Origin of the sequence: Clavibacter sp. A6099, assembly GCF_021919125.1 — a bacterium.
Lineage (GTDB): Bacteria > Actinomycetota > Actinomycetes > Actinomycetales > Microbacteriaceae > Clavibacter > Clavibacter seminis.
In genome coordinates, this window is sequence record NZ_CP083439.1 from 899,396 (window position 1) to 923,473 (window position 24,078).

General features: G+C 72.6%; 23 protein-coding genes. 21 read left to right on the plus strand and 2 right to left on the minus strand.

All coding sequences use genetic code 11. The features are described from left to right. Positions 1-130 precede the first annotated feature (130 nt). From ftsH to rplL, 18 genes are all read left to right on the plus strand, one after another. The gene (ftsH, locus tag KYT88_RS04335; RefSeq protein WP_043588314.1) at positions 131-2,131 is read left to right on the plus strand and encodes an ATP-dependent zinc metalloprotease FtsH; all 2,001 of its coding nucleotides are present in this window, start codon (positions 131-133) and stop codon (positions 2,129-2,131) included. 4 nt (positions 2,132-2,135) lie between these two features. Beyond that, positions 2,136-2,720 (plus strand): GTP cyclohydrolase I, encoded by a 585-nt coding sequence (gene folE / locus KYT88_RS04340; protein ID WP_043588317.1) that lies wholly within the window; start codon positions 2,136-2,138, stop codon positions 2,718-2,720. After that, entirely contained in the window at positions 2,717-3,589 is an 873-nt protein-coding gene (folP, locus tag KYT88_RS04345; protein ID WP_081841003.1) for a dihydropteroate synthase, read from the plus strand. Before folE ends, folP begins: the two co-directional genes overlap by 4 nt. Before the next feature lie 4 nt (positions 3,590-3,593). After that, a complete protein-coding gene (locus KYT88_RS04350; RefSeq protein WP_043588320.1) occupies positions 3,594-4,304 on the plus strand; it encodes a DUF3592 domain-containing protein in 711 nt (236 codons plus the stop codon). Beyond that, positions 4,298-5,194, plus strand: coding sequence for a 2-amino-4-hydroxy-6-hydroxymethyldihydropteridine diphosphokinase (gene folK, locus KYT88_RS04355; protein WP_043588322.1), 897 nt, complete (start codon positions 4,298-4,300; stop codon positions 5,192-5,194). The genes KYT88_RS04350 and folK overlap by 7 nt, the downstream gene beginning before the upstream one ends. Continuing rightward, positions 5,191-5,673 (plus strand): DUF3180 domain-containing protein, encoded by a 483-nt coding sequence (locus KYT88_RS04360; RefSeq protein ID WP_043588324.1) that lies wholly within the window; start codon positions 5,191-5,193, stop codon positions 5,671-5,673. Before folK ends, KYT88_RS04360 begins: the two co-directional genes overlap by 4 nt. A gap of 126 nt (positions 5,674-5,799) precedes the next feature. Further along, positions 5,800-6,288: a PH domain-containing protein gene (locus KYT88_RS04365; protein ID WP_012037535.1), complete on the plus strand. Its 489-nt coding sequence runs from the start codon at positions 5,800-5,802 to the stop codon at positions 6,286-6,288. Continuing rightward, positions 6,285-8,003, plus strand: a complete 1,719-nt coding sequence (locus KYT88_RS04370; RefSeq protein ID WP_051629439.1) for a PH domain-containing protein — start codon at positions 6,285-6,287, stop codon at positions 8,001-8,003. The genes KYT88_RS04365 and KYT88_RS04370 overlap by 4 nt, the downstream gene beginning before the upstream one ends. Further along, positions 8,000-8,761, plus strand: coding sequence for a Rossmann-like and DUF2520 domain-containing protein (locus tag KYT88_RS04375; RefSeq protein WP_043588326.1), 762 nt, complete (start codon positions 8,000-8,002; stop codon positions 8,759-8,761). Before KYT88_RS04370 ends, KYT88_RS04375 begins: the two co-directional genes overlap by 4 nt. A gap of 42 nt (positions 8,762-8,803) precedes the next feature. Next, positions 8,804-9,682 (plus strand): pantoate--beta-alanine ligase, encoded by an 879-nt coding sequence (gene panC, locus KYT88_RS04380; protein WP_043588328.1) that lies wholly within the window; start codon positions 8,804-8,806, stop codon positions 9,680-9,682. A gap of 112 nt (positions 9,683-9,794) precedes the next feature. Continuing rightward, entirely contained in the window at positions 9,795-11,336 is a 1,542-nt protein-coding gene (gene lysS / locus KYT88_RS04385) for a lysine--tRNA ligase (protein ID WP_043588329.1), read from the plus strand. Positions 11,337-11,342: 6 nt separating this feature from the next. Beyond that, on the plus strand, positions 11,343-11,468 hold the full coding sequence (locus tag KYT88_RS15925) for a hypothetical protein (RefSeq protein WP_012037540.1): 126 nt from the start codon (positions 11,343-11,345) through the stop codon (positions 11,466-11,468). 21 nt (positions 11,469-11,489) lie between these two features. Next, positions 11,490-11,672: a hypothetical protein gene (locus KYT88_RS04390; RefSeq protein ID WP_012037541.1), complete on the plus strand. Its 183-nt coding sequence runs from the start codon at positions 11,490-11,492 to the stop codon at positions 11,670-11,672. Positions 11,673-11,846: 174 nt separating this feature from the next. Then, a complete protein-coding gene (locus KYT88_RS04395; protein ID WP_043588330.1) occupies positions 11,847-14,357 on the plus strand; it encodes an ATP-dependent Clp protease ATP-binding subunit in 2,511 nt (836 codons plus the stop codon). Between the two features lie 163 nt (positions 14,358-14,520). After that, positions 14,521-15,408, plus strand: coding sequence for an NAD-dependent epimerase/dehydratase family protein (locus KYT88_RS04400; protein WP_043588333.1), 888 nt, complete (start codon positions 14,521-14,523; stop codon positions 15,406-15,408). Then, positions 15,405-16,382, plus strand: a complete 978-nt coding sequence (locus tag KYT88_RS04405; RefSeq protein WP_043588335.1) for an aldo/keto reductase — start codon at positions 15,405-15,407, stop codon at positions 16,380-16,382. The genes KYT88_RS04400 and KYT88_RS04405 overlap by 4 nt, the downstream gene beginning before the upstream one ends. A 300-nt stretch (positions 16,383-16,682) precedes the next feature. Continuing rightward, positions 16,683-17,198, plus strand: a complete 516-nt coding sequence (gene rplJ, locus KYT88_RS04410) for a 50S ribosomal protein L10 (RefSeq protein WP_012037545.1) — start codon at positions 16,683-16,685, stop codon at positions 17,196-17,198. 75 nt (positions 17,199-17,273) lie between these two features. After that, positions 17,274-17,657 (plus strand): 50S ribosomal protein L7/L12, encoded by a 384-nt coding sequence (gene rplL / locus KYT88_RS04415; protein WP_012037546.1) that lies wholly within the window; start codon positions 17,274-17,276, stop codon positions 17,655-17,657. 78 nt (positions 17,658-17,735) lie between these two features. Here rplL and KYT88_RS04420 read toward each other — a convergent pair whose 3' ends face one another. Further along, positions 17,736-19,355, minus strand: coding sequence for a helix-turn-helix transcriptional regulator (locus tag KYT88_RS04420; RefSeq protein ID WP_043588337.1), 1,620 nt, complete (start codon positions 19,353-19,355; stop codon positions 17,736-17,738). Between the two features lie 156 nt (positions 19,356-19,511). Here KYT88_RS04420 and KYT88_RS04425 point away from each other — a divergent pair, with 156 nt between their 5' ends. Both KYT88_RS04425 and KYT88_RS04430 read left to right on the plus strand, forming a co-directional pair. Next, positions 19,512-19,961, plus strand: a complete 450-nt coding sequence (locus KYT88_RS04425; protein ID WP_043588339.1) for a MarR family winged helix-turn-helix transcriptional regulator — start codon at positions 19,512-19,514, stop codon at positions 19,959-19,961. 102 nt (positions 19,962-20,063) lie between these two features. Beyond that, a complete protein-coding gene (locus KYT88_RS04430; protein WP_043588341.1) occupies positions 20,064-21,296 on the plus strand; it encodes an MFS transporter in 1,233 nt (410 codons plus the stop codon). Between the two features lie 42 nt (positions 21,297-21,338). On the opposite strand, the gene KYT88_RS04435 is transcribed toward KYT88_RS04430, so the two are convergent. Continuing rightward, the gene (locus KYT88_RS04435; protein ID WP_043588343.1) at positions 21,339-22,358 is read right to left on the minus strand and encodes a LacI family DNA-binding transcriptional regulator; all 1,020 of its coding nucleotides are present in this window, start codon (positions 22,356-22,358) and stop codon (positions 21,339-21,341) included. A gap of 312 nt (positions 22,359-22,670) precedes the next feature. On the opposite strand from KYT88_RS04435, the gene KYT88_RS04440 reads away from it, so the two are divergent. Next, positions 22,671-24,035, plus strand: a complete 1,365-nt coding sequence (locus tag KYT88_RS04440) for an ABC transporter substrate-binding protein (protein ID WP_043588344.1) — start codon at positions 22,671-22,673, stop codon at positions 24,033-24,035. Positions 24,036-24,078: the final 43 nt, after the last annotated feature.

Consider the following 24,078-nt stretch of genomic DNA (forward strand, 5'->3'; position numbering starts at 1 on the left):
ATGCCGGCGCACGTTCGGCTGGCGGCGAACACCGCGGCCACGCTCAGACGGCCGCTTGTATCCTCGAGACATCTCGTCGCCGTACGGCGCGGCACGGGCAGAAAGGTGTCGGGCCCGCGCCCCTACGCTCATGAACTTCAAGAAACTCCTCCGCAGCCCGATCCTGATCGTCGTCCTCGCCATCGTCGTGGTGTCCGTGGGCTTCAGCCTCATCACCGGATCCGGCTACAAGACCATCACCACGCAGCACGGCCTCGAGCTGATCCAGGACGGCAAGGTCGCCTCCGCCAAGATCATCGACGGCGAGCAGCGGGTCGACCTCACGCTCGCGAGCGCCGACGGCGACAACGGCACCATGGTGCAGTTCAACTACGTCGCGCAGCGCGGCACGGAGATCGTGTCGGCCATCACGACGGCGAACCCCGCCGAGGGCTTCGACGACCAGGTGCCGCAGCCGAGCTGGCTGCTGTCGGCGTTCAGCATCCTGCTGCCGCTGCTGCTCATCGGCTTCTTCATCTGGATCATGTTCTCCGGCATGCAGGGCGGCGGGAACCGCGTCATGCAGTTCGGCAAGTCGAAGGCGAAGCTCGCCTCCAAGGACTCCCCGAAGGTCACGTTCGCGGACGTCGCCGGGTCGGACGAGGCCATCGAGGAGCTCGAGGAGATCAAGGACTTCCTCAAGGAGCCCGCCAAGTTCCAGGCCGTCGGCGCCCGCATCCCCAAGGGCGTGCTGCTGTACGGCCCTCCCGGCACCGGCAAGACCCTGCTCGCGCGCGCCGTCGCGGGCGAGGCGGGCGTGCCCTTCTACTCGATCTCCGGATCCGACTTCGTCGAAATGTTCGTGGGCGTCGGCGCGAGCCGCGTGCGCGACCTCTTCGAGCAGGCCAAGCAGAACGCGCCGGCCATCATCTTCGTCGACGAGATCGACGCGGTCGGCCGCCACCGCGGCGCCGGCGTCGGCGGCGGCAACGACGAGCGCGAGCAGACGCTCAACCAGCTCCTGGTGGAGATGGACGGCTTCGACGTCAAGACCAACGTCATCCTCATCGCGGCCACCAACCGGCCCGACGTCCTCGACCCCGCGCTCCTGCGCCCGGGCCGCTTCGACCGCCAGATCGGCGTCGACGCCCCCGACCTGCAGGGCCGCAAGCAGATCCTCGAGGTGCACGGGCGCGGCAAGCCGCTCGCCGCGGGCGTCGACCTCGAGGTCCTCGCGCGGAAGACCCCGGGGTTCACGGGCGCCGACCTGGCGAACGTCCTCAACGAGGCCGCGCTCCTCACGGCGCGCTCGAACGCGCAGCTCATCGACGACCGCGCGCTCGACGAGGCAGTCGACCGCGTCATGGCCGGGCCCCAGCGCCGCAGCCGCATCATGCGCGACCACGAGAAGCTCATCACCGCGTACCACGAGGGCGGCCACGCGCTCGCGGCGGCGGCCATGAACAACACGGATCCCGTCACCAAGGTCACGATCCTGCCGCGCGGCCGTGCCCTCGGCTACACGATGGTGCTGCCGCTCGAGGACAAGTACTCCGTCACCCGCAACGAGCTCCTCGACCAGCTCGCGTACGCCATGGGCGGCCGCGTCGCGGAGGAGATCGTGTTCCACGACCCCACCACGGGCGCGTCGAACGACATCGAGAAGGCCACGTCGACCGCGCGTCGCATGGTCACCGAGTACGGCATGAGCGCCAAGGTCGGATCCGTGAAGCTCGGCTCCAGCTCCGGCGAGCCGTTCCTCGGGCGCGACCTCGGCGGCAGCCGGGACTACTCCGAGGACATGGCCCTCACGGTCGACGCCGAGGTGCGCGCGCTCCTCGACGGCGCGCACGACGAGGCGTGGCAGGTCATCAACGACAACCGCGACGTGCTCGACCGCCTGGCCACCGAGCTCCTCGAGAAGGAGACGCTCGACCACGACCAGCTCGCGGCGATCTTCGCGGACGTGAAGAAGCTGCCGCCGCGCCCGCAGTGGCTCTCGAGCGACAAGCGCCCGCTGTCCGACCTGCCCCCCGTGGCCATGCCGCAGAAGGCGCCCATCGACCAGGGCGTCGTCGACGGCGCGGTCGACTCGGAGCCGCCGGCCGGCAAGCCGAAGCGCTCGCCCTTCCCGCGCCCCGCGACGGCCTGATCCGGTGGGCGTCGACCGGGCGCGCATCGAGGCGGCCGTGGCCGAGCTGATCCTGGCCATCGGCGAGGATCCGGGCCGGGAGGGCCTCGCGACCACCCCGGCGCGGGTGGCCGAGGCGTACGGCGAGTTCTTCTCGGGGGTCGGCGCGGATCCGCTCCGGCACCTGCGCGAGACGTTCCCGCTGCCGGAGACGGATGCGGCGCCGCAGCCCGTCATCGTGACGGGCATCGCGTTCCGCTCCATCTGCGAGCACCACCTGCTGCCGTTCACGGGCGTCGCGCACCTGGCGTACGTGCCGGGGGAGCGGATCGTCGGGCTCGGCCGCCTGCCGCGCGTCGTCGACGACCTCGCGTCGCGCCCGCAGATGCAGGAGCGGCTGGGCGAGCAGATCGCTGAGGCGCTCGAGCACGGTCTCGGGGCGCGCGGCGTGGCCGTGATCCTCGACGCGACGCACGGCTGCGTCACCGCGCGTGGCACCCGGCAGGCCGGAAGCACGACGATCACCATCGCAGCGCGCGGATCCCTCGCCGAGCCCGCGGCGCGCGCCGAGGTGCTCGCGCTGCTCCCCACCGCGGCAGGGCGGACGTGACCGTGGCCGCGCCGCGCACGCTCGTGATGGGGATCCTCAACGCGACCCCCGACTCCTTCAGCGACGGCGGCCGCCACCTCGCCCTGGACGACGCGCTCGCGCACGCGCGGCGGATGGTCGCCGCGGGCGCCGACCTCGTGGACATCGGCGGGGAGTCCACCCGGCCGGGCGCCCAGCGCGTCGACGCGGAGGAGGAGCTGGCGCGCGTGCTGCCCGTGGTCCAGGAGCTCGCCGCGGAGGGGATCGCCGTGAGCGTCGACACCATGCGCGCCGCGACCGCGGAGGCCTGCATCGGCGCGGGGGCGCGCGTCGTCAACGACGTCTCGGGGGGCCTCGCGGATCCGCGCATGGCCGCGGTCGTCGCCGGCGCCGACGTGGACTACGTGGCGATGCACTGGCGCGGGCACAGCGACACGATGGCCGCGCGCGCGACCTACGCCGACACGGTCTCCGAGGTGCGCGACGAGCTGCTCGCGCGGATCGATGCGCTCGTGGCCGCGGGGCTGGATCCCGCCCGCATCGCCATCGACCCCGGCCTCGGGTTCGCCAAGGACGCGGCGCACGACTGGCAGCTCCTCGGATGCCTCGACGCGTTCACGGGCCTCGGCCACCGCGTGCTCGTGGGCGCCTCCCGCAAGCGCTTCCTCGGCCGGCTGCTGCCGGAGGGCGCGGGCGTCGAGGACCGCGACGTGCCGACCGCGGTCGTCAGCGCCCTGTCCGCGCGGGCCGGGGCATGGGCCGTGCGCGTGCACGACGTCGCCTCCACCCGCGCCGCGCTCGCGGTCGAGGCCGCGTGGGCGCGCGGCCGTGCCGAGGCGCTCGACGCCGGATCCGCCGGGTGGTCCGCCGCCGCCGGTCTGTCAGAGTAGGAGCATGAGCGCCGTGAGCCAGGACCGTGTCGTCGTCGCCCCGCAGGCGGTGCTCGTCCGCACCGCGGTCGCCGCGCTCGTCGCGTCCGTGATCCTGGGCATCGGTCTGACCGTCCCGGCCGACCTCGCCGCCGACTCGGGCGCCGCGATCGTCGTGGCGAAGGTCGTGGCCATCGTGCTGGGGCTGATCGGCTCGCTCGGCAGCGCCTACGCATCCGTCGTGCTGCTGTCTCCCGTGCTCACCACCGTCGGCGCCCTGCTCTGGCCGACCGCCGTGGTGCTGCTCGGCACGCCGCTCGGCATCGTGTGCGCCCTCGCCTTCGCGCCGGTCGCCCCCGAGGGCGACGCGTCGAACCCCGTCCTGGCGCTGGTCGCCGCCGTGCTCGCGGTCCTCGGGATCGCCGCCGCGATCGCCTGCGCCGTCGTCCAGCGCCGTGTCGCGCGCCTCGCCGCCAACGCCCGCCGCGTGACCGAGACCGGCCGCCGCACCTCCGCGATCGTCACCGCCGTGCAGCGCCTCGACGGATCCGGCGACGCCGTCCGCGCGCGCCTCACGGTCGCCTTCACCGACGGCGACGGCCGCGACCACCACGTCACGCGCACGGTCACCACGGCCGACCGCCTGCTCCCGGCCGTCGGCGGCAAGCTGCCGCTCTGGTACGACCCGGCCGACCCGGGCGACCTCCCCTCCATCGTCGTGGGCCGCTCATGGTGAGCGGCCTCCCGACCGACCGCATCCTCCTCACCGGGTTGCGCGTGCACGCCCACCACGGCGTGTTCGCCGAGGAGCGCCGCGACGGCCAGCCGTTCGTGATCGACCTCGAGGTCGCGCTCGACCTGGCGCCGGCCGGCGGCAGCGACGAGCTCGGCCGCACGCTGCACTACGGCGAGCTGGCCGAGGAGGTCGCCGCGGCCGTCGAGCGCGATCCCGTCGACCTCATCGAGACGCTCGCGGAGCGCGTCGCGGACGTCGTGCTCGCGCATCCGGTCGCCCGGTGGGTGCGCGTCACCGTGCACAAGCCGGACGCGCCCATCGCCGTGCCGTTCGACGACGTGGCGGTCGTGATCGACCGCGCGTCCGCGCTGGCGGCGCCGGGGGAGACCGTGCGCGCGGTGGTGGCCGTGGGATCCAACCTCGGCGACCGGCGCGCGACCATCGAGCGCGCGCTGGCCCTGATCGACGAGGTGCCCGGCCTCCGCGTCGCGCGCTCCTCGGATCTCGTGGAGTCCGTGGCCGTGACGCCCGAGGGGGAGGACCCGACGAAGCCCGGCTACCTCAACGGCGTCGCGCTGGTCGACTCCGGACTCGGCCCGCACGCGCTGCTGGACGCGCTGGCCGACATCGAGCGCGACCTCGGCCGCGTGCGCGCCGAGCGCTGGGGCGACCGCACGATCGACCTCGACGTCGTCGCGTACGGCGACGCGCGGGTCCACGACGAGCGCCTCACGATCCCGCACCCGCGCGCCGCCGAGCGCGCCTTCGTGCTCGCGCCCTGGCTGCAGGCGGATCCCGACGCGGAGCTGCCCGGCCACGGTCGCGTCGACGCGCTGCTCGCGGCGCTCGAGCCGGCACCCGCTCCCGCTCCCGCGGAGGCCCGCGCATGACCCGCACGCGCTCCACCACCCTCATCGCCCTCCTCATCGCGGGCGCGGCCGTCGGCTGGTTCGCCGAGAACGCGCTCGTCATGAGCGGTCGCGCGCTCCTCATCCCGCCGCTCACGCTCGGCGCGACGCTCCTCATCGTCGGGATCGTGCTGCTCGCGCTGGCCCGCCCCATACGCCGCTCGACGCTCGGCCGCACGCCCGGCCGGGTCGACCCGTTCCGCGCCACGCGCGTCGTGCTGCTCGCGAAGGCGTCGGCGCTCGCGGGCGCGCTGCTCACCGGGATCACGGGGGGAGTGCTGGCCTTCGTGCTGGCCCGCCCTGTCCTGCCCGGCGCGTCCTCCGTCGGCCTCGCGGTGGCCGGTACGGTGGGAGCCGTCGTCCTCCTCGTCGCCGGGCTGGTCGCCGAGCACTGGTGCACGGTCCCGCCCGACGACCGGGACGACTCGCGCCCCGGGGATCCGGCGCGCGAGCTCTCGTAGGACCCCGCAGCACCACCGCTCGTGGGACCTCGCAGCACCACCGCTAGTAGGTCCGACAGCACCACCGCTCGTAGGACCCCGCAGCACCACCGCTCGTAGGCCCGACAGCACCACCAGAGGAGCCCCGTGACCCCGAACGTCGACCCGCACGGCGTCTCGTGGCGCCGCGTCTCCCCGCGCCTCGTCGGCGTCGAGCTGGTGGGCGGCGTGATCACCGCCCTCGTGCTCGGCGGGATCGCGGCGTTCCTCTTCGCGGTCGACGCTCCCGGCTGGCTGCCGATCGTGCTGGGCGCCGCCGCGCTCGTGGAGCTCGTCGTGACGCTCGTGATCGTCCCCCGCCGGGTGCGGGCGATGGGATACCAGCTGCGCGAGGACGACCTCGTCTTCCGCCGCGGCATCATGTGGACGCGCGTCGTCGCCGTGCCGTACGGCCGGATGCAGCTCGTCGACATCACGCGCGGCCCGGTCGGCCGGGTCCTCGGCCTCGCCGACCTCAAGCTCGTGACCGCGGCGGCCGCGGCGAGCATCCAGATCCCCGGCCTCACGAACGCCGACGCCGAGGAGCTCCGCGACCGCCTGGTCGCCCTCGCCGAGACGCGCCGGGCCGGGCTGTGAGCGACCCGACGCCCGAGGATCCGGCGGCCGGCCCGCCCGACTCGGCACCCGACGGCGCGACGCGCGCCGCGCCCGCAGCGTCCGTCCCCGCCGCCGCGGCCCGGATCGCGGAGGAGCTCACCGACGGCGACTGGCACCGCCTCCACCCGGCCACCCCCGTGCTCCGCGGCGGGGTCCTCTTCATCGTCGCGATCGGCTTCCTCGTCTCGTCCCTGCGGGAGCAGCTCGTGGAGCAGTTCGTGCCCGGGCAGCGGCGGGACGGCGAGCAGGACCTCATCCCGATGCTCGTGGAGAGCGGCAGCCTCATCTGGGTGATCCTCGCCCTCCTCGCGTTCACGCTGCTCGCGGTCGGCATCTCCTACCTCTCGTGGCGGATGCACACGTTCCGCGTCACGGAGGAGACCGTCGAGGTGCGCAGCGGGATCCTCTCCCGCACGAACCGGCGGGCGCGGCTCGACCGGATCCAGGGCGTCAACATCGTGCGCCCGCTCATCGCGCGGCTCATCGGCGCGGCCAAGCTCGAGATCCAGGTCGCCGGCAACGACGCCAACCTGCCGCTGCAGTACCTCCGCTCGCGCGACGCCGACGCGTTCCGCCTGCGCGTGCTGCGGCTCGCCTCCGGCGCACGGGCGGAGGCGGCGGGTGCCGCCCCGGCGTCCGCTCCGGCAGGCGCCCCGCGCGGCTTCGTCGGCTCGCGGGTCGACGACTTCCTCGCGCCGGAGCTCGACCCGGACGCGGCCCCGCCGCAGTCGGTCGTCCGCATCCCCATCCCGCGCCTCGTCGGCGCCGTGCTGCTCTCGGCGCCCACGGTCGTGCTGGTGCTGTTCGTGGCGGTCGGGATCCCGCTCATCGTCCGGTTCGAGGCCTGGTACCTGCTCGTGCCGCTGCTGCCGACGCTCCTCGGATCCGCCGGCTTCTTCGTGCGCCGGATCACGCGCTCGCTCCGCTACAGCGTCGCCGGCACGCCCGACGGCGTCCGCGTCGGGTTCGGCCTGCTGTCCACGAGCAACGACACCATCCCGCCCGGCCGCATCCACGCGGTCGAGGTCGTGCAGCCGCTCCTCTGGCGCGCGTCCGGCTGGTGGGAGATCCGCATCACGCGCGCCTCGCACTCCTCGTCGCCGGGCGCCGCCGGCCAGCAGAACACCTCGATCCTCCCGGTGGGCGACCGCCGCGACGTCGACCGCGTGCTCGGCCTCGTCCTGCCCGACCTCGTGGGCGACCAGGCGCTCGCCCTCGTTGCCGTGGGCATGACCGGCCGCGGCGGGGTCGACGACGGCTTCACCACCTCGCCGCGCCGGGCCTGGATCCTCAAGCCCTTCTCCTGGCGCCGCACCGGCTTCGCGGTCGACGCGTCGGCGTTCCTCGTCCGCCGCGGCGTGATCTGGCGCCGCCTCGTGATCGTGCCGCACGCCCGGACGCAGGGCGTCGACCTCACGCAGGGCCCCATCGACCGCCGGCTCGACCTCGTCTCGGTGCGCGCCGCCACCGTCGCCGGACCCGTGGACACGCGGCTCGGCGCCATCGACCGCGCCACGGGCATGGAGCTGTCGACCCGGCTGGTCGAGGCCGCCGTGGCATCGGCCCGGTCCGACACGTCCGCGCACTGGGGCGCCGAGGCCGCGAGCTGGCCCGCGCCGGGGTCCGCGTCCGCTTGGCCGCCGCCCGCCGCCGACGCCCCCCGCCACCGCTCCGCCCCCGAGGACCCCGCGTGACCGTCCCGTCCCAGCGCTCCGGCCGCCTCGGCGTCGGGATCGTCGGCGCGGGTCGCGTCGGCCCGGTCATCGGTGCAGCCCTCGCCGGCGCCGGACACGCGATCACCGGCATCTCCGCCGTCTCCGCGGCCAGCCGCGAGCGGGCGGAGGCGATGCTGCCGGGCGTGCCGGTCCTCGAGATCCCCGACCTGATCGAGCGGAGCGAGCTCGTGATCCTCGCCGTCCCCGACGCCGAGCTCCCCGGCCTCGTCGCGGGACTCGCCGCCACGGGCGCGTGGCAGGCGGGCCAGCTCGTCGTGCACACCTCGGCGGCGCACGGGATCCAGGTGCTCGCGCCCGCGTTCGCGTCCGGCATCATCCCGCTCGCCATCCACCCGGCGATGTCGTTCACCGGCACGAGCATGGACCTCAGCCGCATGGTCGACAGCTGGTTCGCCGTCACCGCGCCCGCGCCCGTCCTCCCCATCGCGCAGGTGCTCGTGGTGGAGATGGGCGGCGAGCCCGTCGTCGTGGAGGAGCGGGACCGCGCGGCGTACGCGGAGGCCATCGCAACCGCGACGACGTTCTCCACCGCGATCGTCGACCAGGCCGCCGGCCTCCTCGCGGGCATCGGGGTGGAGGAGCCCGGCCGCGTGCTCGGCCCGCTCATCCGCTCGGCCGTCGATGACGCGCTCCGCCGCTCCTCCCCGGCGGGCGGCGCGCGCCTCACGTCCGGCGACGTGCCGCTGCCGACGGACGAGGGCCCCGACGCGCACTAACCTTGTGCGTCCGCGTCCCGCAGCACCGAGGAGCCCGAAGCCATGACGATCCCCGCGCCCACAGTCGTCACCGGCATCGCCGAGCTGCGCGCCCGCGTCCGGGACCACCGGGCCGCGCGCACCGCGGCGGGGGAGGCGCCCGTCGTCGTGCTCGTCCCCACCATGGGCGCGCTGCACGAGGGCCACCTGGCGCACGCCCGGCGCGCTCGCGAGCTCGGCTCCCTCGTGGTCGTCTCGATCTTCGTCAACCCGCTGCAGTTCGGCGCGGGCGAGGACCTCGACGCCTACCCGCGCACGCTCGACGCCGACGTGGCCGCGCTCGCGGAGACCGGCGTCGACCTGGTCTTCGCGCCGTCCGCGGCCGAGATGTACCCGGACGGGCCCGCGCGCGTCCGCGTCACCGGCGGATCCGTCGCCCTCACGCTCGAGGGCCGCTCCCGCCCCGGCCACTTCGACGGCATGCTCACCGTCGTGGCGAAGCTCCTCCACATCGTGGCGCCTGACGTCGCCACCTTCGGCCGCAAGGACGCGCAGCAGCTGCACCTCGTCCGCCGCATGGTGCGCGACCTCGACCTGCCCGTCCGCATCGAGGACCTGCCCACGGTGCGCGAGCCCGACGGCCTCGCGCTCTCCAGCCGCAACCGCTACCTCGACGACCGCGAGCGCCGGGCCGCCCGCGTCATCCCGGCCGCGCTCGAGGCCGCGCAGAGCGCCGGGGACCGCGGCATCGACGCCGTCATCGCCGCCGCCCAGTCCGTGGTGATGGGGGAGCCCGCCGTGGCGCTCGACCACTTCCAGGTCGTGGATCCGACCACCTTCGAGTCCGTGGACGACGGCTTCACGGGCGTCGCGCTCGCCGTGATCGCGGCACGCGTCGGCAGCACGCGCCTCATCGACAACGAGACCGTCGTCATCGCCTGACCCCGCGGGCATCCGGTCCGCGGGCGTGCCCGGGCCCCGCCCGCACCTGCGAGAATCGACGGGAGGCCGCTCGGCCGCCGAGAACCCACGACCCGCGAGGATCCGCCCGCACATGACCGACAGCCCCGGAACGCCCGCGACGCCCGAGACCGCCCCCGCTCCCGCCGTGGAGGGATCCGCCGAGGACGTCGCCGAGCAGAAGGCCGTGCGCCTCGCCAAGCGCGCCCGCCTCAACGCCGAGGGCGGCCCCGGCGAGGGCGCGTACCCGGTGCAGGTCCCGGTCACCACGACCATCCCCGCGGTCCGCGCCGAGTTCGGCCACCTCGAGCCCGGCGAGGAGACCGACCACGTGGTCGGCATCGCCGGCCGCGTCGTCCACTTCCGCAACACCGGCAAGCTGTGCTTCGCCACGCTCCAGGCGGGCGACGGCACGCGCATCCAGGCCATGATCTCGCTGGCCGAGGTGGGCGAGGAGGCGCTCGCCGCCTGGAAGGAGCTCGTCGACCTCGGCGACCACGTCTTCGTCGCGGGCCGCGTCATCGCGAGCCGCAAGGGCGAGCTGTCGATCATGGCCACCGAGTGGCGCATCGCCTCGAAGGCCCTGCTGCCCCTGCCCAACCTGCACTCCGAGCTCTCGGACGAGACCCGCGTCCGCAGCCGCTACCTCGACCTCATCGTGCGCGACCAGGCGCGCAAGAACGTCCTCGACCGCGCGAAGGTCAACGCCTCCATGCGCGAGACGTTCCGCCAGCGCGGATACGTCGAGGTCGAGACGCCCATGCTGCAGGTGATGCACGGCGGCGCATCCGCCCGCCCGTTCGTCACGCACTCCAACGCCTTCGACACCGAGATGTACCTCCGCATCGCGCCCGAGCTCTACCTCAAGCGCGCGGTCGTCGGCGGCATCGACCGCGTCTTCGAGATCAACCGCAACTTCCGCAACGAGGGCGCCGACTCGACGCACAGCCCCGAGTTCGCGATGCTCGAGGCGTACGAGGCCTACGGCGACTACACCTCCATCGCCGAGCTCACCCAGACGCTCGTGCAGGACGCGGCCATGGCCGTCGCCGGCAGCCACGTCGTCACCTGGGCCGACGGCACCGAGTACGACCTCGGCGGCGAGTGGGACCGCATCTCCATGTACGGCTCGCTCAGCGAGGCAGCGGGCGTCGAGATCACGCCCGCCACCACCGTCGACGAGCTGCAGGCCATCGCCGACCGCGAGGGCGTCGTCGTGCCGCTGAGCACGCACGGCAAGCTCGTCGAGGAGCTCTGGGAGCACTTCGTCAAGGGCGGCCTCGAGCGCCCCACATTCGTGCTCGACTTCCCCGTCGAGACCTCCCCGCTCACGCGCGCGCACCGCTCCATCGAGGGCGTCGTCGAGAAGTGGGACCTCTACATCCGCGGCTTCGAGCTGGCCACCGGCTACTCCGAGCTCGTGGATCCCGTCGTGCAGCGCGAGCGCTTCGTCGACCAGGCGCGCCAGTCGGCGCGCGGCGACGACGAGGCCATGCCTCTCGATGAGGAGTTCCTCCGTGCCCTCGAGCACGGGATGCCGCCCTCGGGTGGCATGGGCATGGGGGTCGACCGGCTCCTCATGGCCATCACCGGTCTCGGCATCCGCGAGACCATCCTGTTCCCCCTAGTGAAGTAGGCGACCATGCCCCTCGGCCCCGACGGCTCGAACCCGAAGAAGCCCACCACCGCGCGCTACGCCCTCTGGATCATCGTGGGCGGCATCGCCGTCGTGATGATCGGCCAGGGCGTCTACGGCATCCTCACCTAGACCGCGGCGTATCCTTGCCGCATGGATGATTTCTGGGCGAGCGCGATCTGGTCGATCCTCCCCACCCTCGGCGTGGGCCTGATCTTCTGGTTCATCATGCGAGCCGTCATCCAGGCGGACAAGCAGGAGCGCAAGGCCTACGCCGCCATCGAGGCGAAGGAGCGCGCCCGCATGGGCGTCCCGGCGCCCGACGCCGACCGCTAGCGCGGACAGCCAGCGCCGGCCGCCGACCCCGGTGCGCCCTCGCCGCGGACGCCGATCCGCCGCCCGGCGCATCGCGTCACGCCCACGGCGAACAGGGGCATGCACTCCGCGGACCCGTCGTTACTCTCTACATATCGGCGCCGGCCCCCTGCCCCGGTGCCCAGGGAGATACAGATGTTCGAGAGATTCACCGACCGCGCTCGTCGCGTCGTCGTCCTGGCCCAAGAAGAGGCCAAGATGCTCAACCACAACTACATCGGGACCGAGCACATCCTGCTCGGCCTCATCCACGAGGGCGAAGGCGTGGCCGCCAAGGCCCTGGAGTCGCTCGGCATCTCCCTCGATGCCGTCCGCGAACAGGTCCAGGACATCATCGGCCAGGGCCAGCAGCAGCCCACGGGTCACATCCCGTTCACGCCGCGCGCCAAGAAGGTCCTGGAGCTGTCGCTCCGCGAGGCCCTCCAGCTCGGCCACAACTACATCGGCACCGAGCACATCCTGCTCGGCCTGATCCGCGAGGGCGAGGGCGTCGCCGCGCAGGTGCTCGTCAAGCTCGGCGCCGACCTCAACCGCGTGCGCCAGCAGGTCATCCAGCTCCTGTCCGGATACCAGGGCAAGGAGGCGGTCGCCGTCGGCGGCGAGGCGCAGCAGAGCCAGCAGGCGGGCTCCACGGTCCTCGACCAGTTCGGGCGCAACCTCACGCAGGCCGCGCGCGAGGGCAAGCTCGACCCCGTCATCGGGCGCGAGAAGGAGATCGAGCGCGTGATGCAGATCCTGTCGCGCCGCTCCAAGAACAACCCCGTCCTCATCGGCGAGCCCGGCGTCGGCAAGACCGCCGTCGTCGAGGGCCTGGCGCAGGCCATCGTCAAGGGCGACGTCCCGGAGACGCTGAAGGACAAGCAGCTCTACACGCTCGACCTCGGCTCGCTCATCGCCGGATCCCGCTACCGCGGCGACTTCGAGGAGCGCCTCAAGAAGGTCACCAAGGAGATCCGCACGCGCGGCGACATCATCACCTTCATCGACGAGATCCACACCCTCGTCGGCGCGGGTGCCGCCGAGGGCGCGATCGACGCGGCCAGCATCCTCAAGCCGCTCCTCGCGCGCGGCGAGCTGCAGACCATCGGCGCCACGACGCTCGACGAGTACCGCAAGCACTTCGAGAAGGACGCGGCCCTCGAGCGCCGCTTCCAGCCCATCCAGGTGCAGGAGCCCTCGCTGCCCCACACCATCAACATCCTCAAGGGCCTGCGCGACCGGTACGAGGCGTTCCACAAGGTGTCCATCACCGACGGCGCCATCGTCTCCGCGGCGAACCTGGCCGACCGCTACATCGCCGACCGGTTCCTCCCGGACAAGGCCATCGACCTGATCGACGAGGCCGGCGCCCGCCTGCGCCTCTCGATCCTGTCGGCGCCGCCGGAGCTGCGCGAGTTCGACGAGCGCATCTCCACGGTCCGCGTGGCCAAGGAGACCGCCATCGAGGACCAGGACTTCGAGAAGGCCGCGAGCCTGCGCGACGAGGAGAAGAACCTCCTCGGCGAGCGCCTCCGCCTCGAGAAGCAGTGGCGGTCGGGCGACGTCCGCACCACGGCCGAGGTCGACGAGGGCCTGATCGCCGAGGTGCTGGCGCAGGCCACGGGCATCCCGGTCTTCAAGCTCACGGAGGAGGAGTCCTCGCGCCTCGTCTTCATGGAGAAGGCGCTGCACCAGCGGGTCATCGGCCAGGAGGAGGCCATCTCGGCCCTGTCCAAGACCATCCGCCGCACCCGCGCCGGGCTCAAGGACCCGCGTCGCCCCTCGGGATCGTTCATCTTCGCCGGCCCCACGGGCGTCGGCAAGACGGAGCTCGCGAAGGCCCTGGCGGAGTTCCTGTTCGACGACGAGGACGCGCTCATCTCGCTCGACATGAGCGAGTACGGCGAGAAGCACACCGTGAGCCGCCTCTTCGGCGCCCCTCCCGGATTCGTCGGCTTCGAGGAGGGCGGCCAGCTCACCGAGAAGGTGCGCCGCAAGCCTTTCTCCGTGGTGCTCTTCGACGAGATCGAGAAGGCCCACCCGGACATCTTCAACTCGCTCCTCCAGATCCTGGAGGAGGGGCGCCTGACGGATGGCCAGGGCCGCGTGGTCGACTTCAAGAACACGGTCATCATCATGACCACCAACCTCGGCACCAAGGACATCACGGGTGCCCCGGTCGGGTTCCAGGTCGAGAACAACGCCGCGAACTCGTACGAGCGCATGAAGGGCAAGGTCAGCGAGGAGCTGAAGAAGAACTTCAAGCCGGAGTTCCTCAACCGCGTGGACGACACCATCGTCTTCCCGCAGCTGTCGAAGCCCGAGCTGCTCCAGATCGTGGACCTGTTCGTCAAGCGCCTGTCGGACCGCATGATGGACCGCGACCTCACGATCACGCTCGAGACCGCCGCGAAGGAGCGCCTCATCGAGGTCGGCTTCGACCCGTCGCTCGGCGCCCGGCCGCTGCGCCGCGCGGTGCAGCACGAGATCGAGGACCGTCTCTCCGAGCGGATCCTGCAGGGCGAGCTCAACGCGGGCGACCACGTGCACGTCGACTACGTGGACGGCCAGTTCACCTTCGTCACGACGCAGCGCGAGGGCATCTCGGTCGCAGCAGGCATCGGCACCGGGACCGGCACGCCCGACCTCGCCATCACGAGCGAGTAGCGCGCAGCCGGCACCACCACGACGGCCCGTCGTCCCCGAGAGGGGGCGGCGGGCCGTCGCCGTGCCGGTGGGCTGCGGGTGTCCTCCATGCGGCTGTCGCCTCCCCGGGCTGCGGGCCAGGATGGGATGCGGGCGGAACCGCCCACGAAGGAGATGCTCGCTGATGAGAATTGCCGTCACCGGAGGCTCGGGGAAGCTCGGCCGCCACGTCGTGGCCGACCTGCGCGCCCACGGACACGAAGTCACCAACATCGACCAGGTGGGGGAGCGCGGATCCGGCTACGTCCGCGTGGACACCACCGACTACGGGCAGGTGATCGATGCGCTCTTCGGCGTCCAGGACCTGCACGAGGGTTTCGACGCCATCGTGCACCTCGCCGCGATCCCCGCACCCGCGATCCTGAGCGACGTGGCCACGTTCCACAACAACATGCTCACGAGCTTCAACGTCTTCCAGGCCGCGCGGCGGGCGGGCATCCGGAAGATCGTCTACGCGTCGAGCGAGACCGTGCTCGGCCTCCCCTTCGACGTCCCGCCGCCGTACATCCCGGTCGACGAGGAGTACCCGGCGCAGCCGAACAGCACCTACTCGCTCGTCAAGCACCTCGAGGAGCAGATGGCGATCGAGCTGTGCCGCTGGGATCCCGAGCTGCAGGTCACCGCGCTCCGCTTCTCCAACGTCATGGACGTCGACGACTACGAGGAGTTCCCGGGCTTCGACGACGATGCGCTCGCGCGCAAGTGGAACCTGTGGGGCTACATCGACGGCCGCGACGGCGCGCAGGCGGTCCGCAAGGCGCTCGAGCACGACGGGACCGGATTCGACCGATTCATCGTCGCGAACGCCGACACCGTGATGAGCCGCTCCAGCGCCGAGCTCGCGGCCGAGGTCTTCCCCGGCGTCGAGGTCACGAGGGAGCTGGGCGAGCACGAGACGCTGCTGTCCATCGACAAGGCCCGCCGGATCCTCGGCTACGAGCCCGAGCACACCTGGCGCGACCACGCCCCGGCCACCACGGGCGACGACCCGGTCGCGGGGCACCCGTCGTGAGGTACGTGAAGCTGGGCAGCACGGGCACCGAGGTCTCCGCCATAGCGCTCGGCTGCATGAGCTACGGCGAGCCGACGCGCGGCAACCACGCGTGGACGCTCTCGGAGGAGGACTCGATCCCGCTCATCCGTCGTGCGGTGGAGCTCGGGATCACGTTCTTCGACACGGCGAACGTGTACTCCGACGGGTCGAGCGAGGAGATCACGGGTCGTGCGTTGAAGGCCATGACGAAGCGCGAGGAGGTCGTCATCGCCACCAAGGTGCACGGCGCCATGGGGGAGGGGCCGAACTCCCGTGGGCTGTCGCGGAAGCACATCATGTGGCAGATCGACGAGAGCCTCCGGCGGCTCGGGACCGACCACGTGGACCTCTACCAGATCCACCGCTTCGACCCGGCGACCCCGCTCGAGGAGACGCTCGAGGCGCTCGACGACCTCGTGCGCGCCGGCAAGGTGCGCTACCTCGGCGCCTCGTCGATGGACGCGTGGCGGTTCTCCAAGGCGCTGCACCTGCAGCGGGCGAACGGCTGGGCGCGCTTCGTCACGATGCAGGACCACTACAACCTCGTGAACCGCGAGGAGGAGCGCGAGATGCTGCCCCTCTGCGCCGACGAGGGCGTGGGATCCCTGCCGTGGAGCCCGCTCGCCCGCGGCCGCCTCACGCGCGACTGGGACGCGACGACCGACCGGAGCGAGACGGACGAGTTCGGGAAGACGCTCTACGCCGCGCAGGAGGACTCCGATCGCCGGGTCGCGGCCGCGGTCGCCGAGGTGGCCGGGGCCCGCGGTGTGCCGCGCGCGCAGGTCGCGCTGGCCTGGGTGTCGCGGAACCCCGTCGTCACCGCGCCCATCGTGGGCGGGACGAAGGTCGCGCACATCGAGGACGCGGTCGCGTCGCTGGATCTCGAGCTCACGGACGACGAGGTGTCCCTCCTCGAGGAGCACTACGTGCCCCACGCGGTGGTCGGCTACTAGCCGCACCGGGACCGCCCGCGCCCTCGACTTGCGCGGGCGGTCCTCCGTCGCCTACTCTGAGCGGAGCCACAGACCGCTGGTCGTCGGCGTGCCTCCGCGAGGGGATGCGCCGGACGAAGGTTCACTCATGTGAAGGCCCGCGCAGGTGATCGAAGCACGATGCAGCGCATGCCCTGAGGGCCTGCGCGACACTCCCGCTCCGGCCTCCTGTGCCGGAGCGTTTCTCATGTGTGCAGCCGGGGGCTGCCAGCACCTCGCACCGCTTCCGCGGTGTCGGGGAACCACGTGATAAGGAGTGCCATGGCGAACAAGGAAGCCTCGGTCGCCGAGCTCGCGGAGAAGTTCCGCAGCTCGAACGCCGTACTGCTCACCGAGTACCGCGGTCTCACCGTTGCCCAGCTCAAGCAGCTGCGGAAGAGCATCAGTGCAGACGCGACCTACGCCGTGGTGAAGAACACGCTGACCAAGATCGCGGCGAACCAGGCGGGGATCTCGTCGTTCGACGACGAGCTCGTCGGCCCGTCCGCGATCGCGTTCGTGCACGGCGACACCGTCGCCGTCGCGAAGGCTCTGCGCACCTTCACCAAGGCCAACCCTCTTCTCGTCGTGAAGGGCGGTTACTTCGACGGCAACCCCCTGACGGCGGACGAGGTGAACAAGCTCGCCGACCTCGAGTCGCGGGAGGTGCTGCTGGGCAAGCTCGCCGGCGCCTTCAAGGCCTCGCTCTTCGGCGCGGCGTACCTGTTCAACGCACCGCTCTCGCAGGCCGTACGCACCGTCGAGGCGCTGCGCGAGAAGCAGGAATCGGCTCAGTAGCACCCCTCGGGTCCCATCCCCGGGGCGCGATGCACTGATCCCAAGAGACACCACACCAACCCAAGGAGATACACAATGGCAAAGCTGTCTAACGACGAGCTCATCGAGGCCTTCAAGGAGCTCACGCTCATCGAGCTCAGCGACTTCGTCAAGAAGTTCGAGGAGGTCTTCGAGGTCACCGCCGCGGCCCCCGTCGCCGCTGCCGCCGCCCCCGGCGCCGCTGCCCCCGCCGAGGAGGTCGAGGAGAAGACCGCGTTCGACGTCATCCTCGAGGCCGCCGGCGACAAGAAGATCCAGGTCATCAAGGAGGTGCGCGCCCTCACCAGCCTCGGCCTCGGTGAGGCGAAGGCCCTCGTCGACGGAGCCCCCAAGGCCGTCCTGGAGGGCGCCAACAAGGAGGCCGCCGACAAGGCGAAGGCCCAGCTCGAGGCCGCGGGCGCGACGGTCACCGTCAAGTAGCTCGCACCACCGCACAGCGCTCAGGGCGCCGATCCCCTCGGGGGTCGGCGCCCTGCGTCGTCCCCGGTGCCCGTCGGCTCAGGCGACGCCCGGCCGCAGGTCGTGCCCGAGGGCGCGCGCCCGCTCCACGGCCTCGGATCGCGACGTCGCGTCGAGCTTGCGGTACGCGCTCCGCACGTGCGACTTCACCGTGTTGGGCGAGATGAAGAGCCGGGCGGCGATCTGCGTCACCGTCAGGCCGTCGGCCAGGCACGCGACGATGATGCGCTCGCGGTCGGTGAGCGGATCCACCGGCGCGGACTCGACGCGCACCCGCCCCGCGCGGACGCCGACGAGCATCTCCCGCACGTCCGGCAGCTGGTCCCGCTCGAGGGCGCGGTCGAGCAGCGCATGCGACGCCGCGGCGGGGAACACCGCGAAGGGGCGCAGGACGCCGGTCTTCACGGCGTGGAGCGCCGCGCGGTCGAAGGCGTGGTCGCTCCGGGCGTGGTCGCCGAGGCCGTGGTACGCGGCCGCGACCACGAGCAGCACGTCGTCGAGGGTGCGCCCCGAGTGCGCGTCGCCGAGCGCGAGGCAGTCCGCCATCTGGGCGAGGGCGCCGACGTGGTCGTCGGCCTGGACCCGCAGCCGACCGGCGACCATCGCCGGGCATGTGGAGTGCTGCGCCGTCGGCTCCAGCGTGCGGAGCAGGTCCCACGCCGCGGCCGGCTGGTCCAGGTGCACGAGGAGCGACGCCCGCAGCGTGTCGCGCATGGTCGGGACGGGGCCGTGCTCCGCCCAGCCCACGCCGAGGTTGTGCAGCCGTCGCAGGTGCTCGAGCGCGTCGAGCCGGAGGCCCCGGATCGCGGCCACGGTGGCCTCGGCGTAGCGGGCGAGCAGCTCCCAGTCGGTGCCGTCGCTCGCGGGACGGAGGCCGTCGACGATGAGGGTCGCCTCGTCCGGACGCGTCTCGTCGACCGCGATCAGCGTGGCGGCGATCTCGGCCGGCGCGAGGAACCCGCTGCGGGCCAGCGCTGGATCGGCCCCCGGCGAGGCCAGCAGGCCGCGGGCGCGCAGGACGAGGTCGCGTGCCTCCTCGATCTCGCCGAGGCAGTACGCGAGGTAGGCGAGCGCGCCGCGGCACTCGAGCCGGTCGGGCAGCACGAGGTGGCGCTCGCCCAGGCCCTCCGCGATGCGGAGCTCGTCGCGCGCCGCGGTGAAGTCCCCGAGGTGCGTGAGGACGAGGCCGTGCTGCAGCGCGACGCGGGCCTGGAGGGTGATGCGCTCCTGCAGCGGGATCCCGCGCTCGGTGTCGAGGATCGCCCGGGCCTCGTCGAGGCAGTCGCGCGCCTCGGTCAGCCGGCCCACGCGCCGGTCGCCCGCGGCCCGGTGCACGAGCACCGCCGCACGGGTGGGGGCGCTCGGGGCGGGATCCGCGGTGAGGAGGAGGTCGAGCGCGGACCGGTAGGCGATCGAGGCCCGCCGGTCGGACGCGACCGCGCCGCGGTAGGTGGCGGCCATGCCGGTGACGAGCAGGACGTCGTGCTCCCACAGCGCCGGGTCGAGGCGGTCGTAGAGGGCGCGGATGCGGTCGGGGTGGAGGTCGACGTGCCGGGGCCACCCGGCGGCGAGGAGCGATGCGGCGCGCGCGTCGGCCCCGCCGGCGATGGCCTCGCTGATCGCGTGCTCGAGGCCGTCGATGGTCGGCGCGTCGCTCATGGGGTCCTTCGGGGCGGGTGCCCGGGCGGGCGGCCGACGTCCCTCCACGCTACGTCCCCGCGGTCACCCGGGTCGAGGCGAGGGGCGGGGCTTTCCGTTCGAGGACATCCCGAGACGGGGGACGACATGCGCATAGCTTGGCTATACACTTGTCGCATGACCGATCACGACCTGCGTGCCCTCCTCGGCGATCTGGTGACCGCCGGGCACCGGCTCACGCGGCTCGCCGCGCACGAGGTCGGCGGCTCGAGCTCGCCCGCCGTCTGGCGCACCCTCTCGGTGCTCGTGACGTGGCCGGGCGGGATGCGCCTCGGCGTACTCGCCGAGCGCAGCCGCGTCTCGCAGCCCACGACCACCAAGATCGTGCGCTCGCTCGTCGGCCAGGGATGGATCGCGCAGGTGGCCGACCCGTCCGACGCCCGCGCGACCCTCCTCGAGATCACGCCGGCCGGCCGCGCCGCGCTCGACGACTGGCGCGACCGCCTGGCCACCGCGCTCGTGCCGCGCTTCGCCGACCTCCCGGCCGCCGACGTGGCCGCGCTCGCGCGCGCCGTCGAGGTGGTCATGGCGCGCGTCGACGGCGGCCCCGCGTCCGCGAGCGACTGACCGCCGCACCGCACCGCACCACCAGACCGCCCCACCCGACCGCACCCATCCATCCATCCGCACCGCCCATCCGCACCGAGCCCAGGAGGCGACACCGCACCCGTGTCCACCCAGCAGCACGCGTCGTTCCGCGACATCTTCCGCCAGCCCCGCTCCGTATTCGCCGTCGCCTTCGCGTGCGTCATCGCGTTCATGGGCATCGGGCTCGTCGACCCGATCCTCCCCGCCATCGCCTCGAGCCTCGACGCCACCGCCACCGAGACCGAGCTCCTCTTCACGAGCTACCTGCTCGTCACCGGCCTCGCGATGCTCATCACGAGCTGGATCTCCAGCCGCATCGGCGCCAAGCGCACCCTCCTCATCGGCTTGGCGATCATCGTGGTCTTCGCCGCGGCGGCAGGCCTGTCCCAGGACGTGGAGCAGGTCATCGGCTTCCGCGCCGGCTGGGGCCTCGGCAACGCGCTCTTCATCTCGACCGCGCTCGCGACCATCGTCGGATCCGCGTCCGGCGGCACGGCGTCCGCGATCATGCTCTACGAGGCGGCGCTCGGCCTCGGCATCGCGGTCGGCCCGCTGCTCGGCGGCCTGCTCGGCAGCTGGAGCTGGCGCGGCCCGTTCTTCGGCACCGCGACGCTCATGGCGGTCGGCTTCGTCGCGATCCTCGCCCTCCTCGGGAAGGACGCCGGGCCCCGCGCGCCCATGCGCCTCTCCGCACCGCTGCGCGCCCTGCGCACCCCCGCGCTCGCGGTGCTCGCCGCCGCCGCGCTGTTCTACAACATCGGCTTCTTCGTGCTGCTCGCCTACACGCCGTTCCCGCTGGGCTTCGACGCCATCGGCCTCGGCCTCACCTTCTTCGGCTGGGGCGTCGGTCTCGCGATCACGTCGGTGCTGGTGGCGCCGCTCCTCACGAGGCGCATGGCGCGCACGTCGGTGCTCCGGCTCGTGCTCCCGCTGCTCGCCGTCGACCTCGCCGCGGCCGGGCTCGTGGTGCGGTCGGCCGCGAGCCTCGTGGTCTGCGTGATCCTCGGCGGGCTCCTCCTCGGCGTCCTCAACACCGTGCTCACCGAGTGCGTGATGGAGGCCACCGACCACCCGCGCAGCGTCGCGTCCTCCGCGTACTCGTCCGTGCGGTTCCTCGGCGGCGCCATCGCCCCGCCCGCGGCGACGGAGCTCGCGGGCCTCTTCTCGGACGCGACGCCGTACTACGCGGCAGCCGGGTCGGTCCTCGTCGCCCTCGTGATCGTGGTGGCCGGCCACCGCTGGCTCCGCCGCGTCGACGAGGCGCCGGTCGACGCCCTCGAGGAGGCGCAGGCGGTCACCGCGGGCGACGCCTGACGCGCGGCAGGCGCATCCCGCCGCCCCCGATCCCGCCCGCCCTCACGGCGCGTGCGGGGCCGGGGGCGCTGTCGTGCTGGTGCGCGCCTGGAAGTCGACGGGCACCGTCGCGGTGCGATCCGTGGCGCCCTCCGCCGCGAGCCCCTCGAACACCATGCCCACGGCGGCCCGCCCCTGCAGCCGCGGGTGCTGCTCGACGGTGGTCAGCCCGAAGAGCGGCGCGAGCGCGTGCCCGTCGATCCCGGCGACCGAGAGCTCGGCGGGCACGGCGATGCCCAGCTGCCGGGCCGCGAGGATCGTCCCGATGGCGATCTCGTCGGAGGCCGCGAAGATGGCCGTCGGCCGCGTGCGCGGATCGGCGAGCAGCGCCATGGCCGAGCGGAATCCGCCGTCGATCGTGAACTCGGCCGTCGCGAACCGCGCCTCGAGCCCGCGCGGATCCGCGTCGATCGCCGCCCGGTAGCCCGCGAGCCGCTTCGCGTGCACGAAGAACGCCATCTGCGCGTGCAGGTCGCCGCCGAGGTGCACGACGCGCGCGTGCCCGAGGCTCAGCAGGTGCTCCGTCGCGAGACGTGCGGCGGCCTCGTCGTCGATGCTCAGGGTGCTCATCCCCTCGACCGGCCCGCCGATCCCGACGAGCGGCTTGTCGAGCGCGCGGAGCCGGACGACCTCCGCTGGTGTCAGCGCGACGCTCACCGCGATGACCGCGTCCACGCGCTTGCGCACGAGGAAGTACTCGAAGACCTTGCGGCGCTGCTCGGGATCCGCGGTGAGGCGGTACAGCGTGAGGTCGTGGTCGGCCTCGATGAGCGCCTCCTCGATCCCCTCGAGCAGCTCCGCGAAGAACCACCGGTTGATGAAGGGCATGACGACGCCCACGTTCTTCGACCGGCCGGTCACGAGGCTCGACGCGTTCGAGGAGACGACGTAGCCGATCTCCGCGGCGGCCGCGGAGACGCGGTCGCGCGTGCCGGGGGAGACGTAGCCGCGGCCGCTGAGCGCGCGCGAGGCGGTGGCCTTGGAGACCCCGGCGAGCCGGGCGACGTCGGCGATGGCGCTCATCGCGCTCCCTCCATCGGGACCCGCGGCGCCTCGTCGCGCCGGACGCGCGCACTGGAAGCGGTTCCAGGATGCGCGGGGGCCGAGTCCGATGATGGACCATCCGCGGCGCGTGCGCCCAGGCCGACGCCGCGAGGTAGACCGTTTCGTTACCTCAGCCACCTTGCCGTGACCTGCGAGCTCCCCTACGTTGACCTGTGGAACCGGTTCCCCATATGGAGGAAAGGTTTTCAGGCGACGGCGCCTCACCCGCCGACGCGCGCATGACAGGACGGCGGGGAGGACCCGCATCCACTCGATGAAGAGGAGACGCACATGGGCCACGCCCTATTCCGACGTCGCTTCGCGGCACCCCTCGCAGCGGTCGGCATCGCCGGCCTCGCGCTCACGGGCTGCACGGGCGACATCGCGGCCGAGGACGCCGCGGACACCGACTGCTCGCCGTACTCGTCGTACGGCACGTTCGACGGGAGCCCCGAGGTCAGCATCGGCGGCACCATCCAGGACGACGAGGCCGACCGCCTCGTCGAGTCGTGGAAGGACTTCGAGTCCTGCACGGGCATCACCGTGAACTACCAGGGCACCAAGGAGTTCGAGGCGCAGATCGCGGTGCTCGCCGAGGGCCAGTCGGCCCCCAACATCGGCATCATCCCGCAGCCGGGCCTCTTCAACGTGCTCGCCACGAAGGGCTTCCTGCAGCCCGCCCCCGCGGCGGTCGAGGAGAACGTCGACAAGAACTGGTCCACCGACTGGAAGGGCTACGGCACCGTCGACGGCACCTTCTACGGCGCACCGCTCATGGCGAGCGTCAAGGGCTACGTCTGGTACTCGCCGGCGGAGTTCGAGGAGAAGGGCTACGAGATCCCCAAGTCCACCGCCCAGCTCATGGACCTCACCAAGAAGATCGCCGACGAGGGCGACCACAAGCCCTGGTGCGTCGGCATCGGCTCCGGCGACGCCACCGGCTGGCCGGGCACCGACTGGGTCGAGAGCTTCGTCATCCGCCAGGCCGGCGCCGAGACCTACGACAAGTGGGTCACGCACCAGATCCCGTTCAACGACCCCGCCATCGTGCAGGCGTTCGACGCGGTCGGCGACATCATCAAGAACCCGGACTACGTGAACGGCGGCCTGGGCGACGTCTCGTCGATCATCTCCACGGAGTTCGGCGACGCCGGCCTCCCGATCCTGGACGGGGAGTGCTCGCTGCACCACCAGGCGTCGTTCTACGAGGGCTTCTGGAAGAAGGCCGACGGAACCGACGCGAAGGTCTCGCCCGACGGCGACGTCTACGCGTTCCTCCTGCCGCCCACGAACGAGGGCGACGCGACGACCGTCACCGGCGGCGGCGAGCTCGTCGGCGCGTTCACGACGAGCGACGAGATCACCGCGGTGCTCTCCTACCTCTCGAGCGACACCTGGGCGAACAACCGCGTGAGCCTCGGCGGCGTCATCAGCGCGAACAAGGGGCTCGACCCCGCGAACGCGTCGAGCGACATCCTGAAGCAGAGCATCGAGATCCTGCAGGACCCGGACGCCACGTTCCGGTTCGACGGCTCGGACCTCATGCCCGGCGCGGTCGGCACCGACTCCTTCTGGAAGGGGATCGTCGGCTGGCTGAGCGGCGACTCCACCCAGAAGACGGTCGACGCCATCGAGTCGAGCTGGCCCGCGTCCTGATCGACGCCGGCTGATTCCACCGCCGGCTGATCCACCGCCGGCC

Excerpts from the sequence above, each read along its gene's own strand:
- rplL (WP_012037546.1), top strand. The coding sequence starts at position 17,274 with ATGGCAAAGCTGTCTAACGACGAGCTCATCGAGGCCTTCAAGGAGCTC.
- KYT88_RS04400 (WP_043588333.1), top strand. The coding sequence starts at position 14,521 with ATGAGAATTGCCGTCACCGGAGGCTCGGGGAAGCTCGGCCGCCACGTC.
- KYT88_RS04390 (WP_012037541.1), top strand. The coding sequence starts at position 11,490 with ATGGATGATTTCTGGGCGAGCGCGATCTGGTCGATCCTCCCCACCCTC.
- KYT88_RS04360 (WP_043588324.1), top strand. The coding sequence starts at position 5,191 with ATGACCCGCACGCGCTCCACCACCCTCATCGCCCTCCTCATCGCGGGC.
- KYT88_RS04440 (WP_043588344.1), top strand. The coding sequence starts at position 22,671 with ATGGGCCACGCCCTATTCCGACGTCGCTTCGCGGCACCCCTCGCAGCG.
- folK (WP_043588322.1), top strand. The coding sequence starts at position 4,298 with ATGGTGAGCGGCCTCCCGACCGACCGCATCCTCCTCACCGGGTTGCGC.
- ftsH (WP_043588314.1), top strand. The coding sequence starts at position 131 with ATGAACTTCAAGAAACTCCTCCGCAGCCCGATCCTGATCGTCGTCCTC.
- KYT88_RS04425 (WP_043588339.1), top strand. The coding sequence starts at position 19,512 with ATGACCGATCACGACCTGCGTGCCCTCCTCGGCGATCTGGTGACCGCC.
- rplJ (WP_012037545.1), top strand. The coding sequence starts at position 16,683 with ATGGCGAACAAGGAAGCCTCGGTCGCCGAGCTCGCGGAGAAGTTCCGC.
- lysS (WP_043588329.1), top strand. The coding sequence starts at position 9,795 with ATGACCGACAGCCCCGGAACGCCCGCGACGCCCGAGACCGCCCCCGCT.
- KYT88_RS04395 (WP_043588330.1), top strand. The coding sequence starts at position 11,847 with ATGTTCGAGAGATTCACCGACCGCGCTCGTCGCGTCGTCGTCCTGGCC.
- KYT88_RS04350 (WP_043588320.1), top strand. The coding sequence starts at position 3,594 with ATGAGCGCCGTGAGCCAGGACCGTGTCGTCGTCGCCCCGCAGGCGGTG.
- KYT88_RS04420 (WP_043588337.1), bottom strand. The coding sequence starts at position 19,355 with ATGAGCGACGCGCCGACCATCGACGGCCTCGAGCACGCGATCAGCGAG.
- KYT88_RS15925 (WP_012037540.1), top strand. The coding sequence starts at position 11,343 with ATGCCCCTCGGCCCCGACGGCTCGAACCCGAAGAAGCCCACCACCGCG.
- panC (WP_043588328.1), top strand. The coding sequence starts at position 8,804 with ATGACGATCCCCGCGCCCACAGTCGTCACCGGCATCGCCGAGCTGCGC.
- KYT88_RS04435 (WP_043588343.1), bottom strand. The coding sequence starts at position 22,358 with ATGAGCGCCATCGCCGACGTCGCCCGGCTCGCCGGGGTCTCCAAGGCC.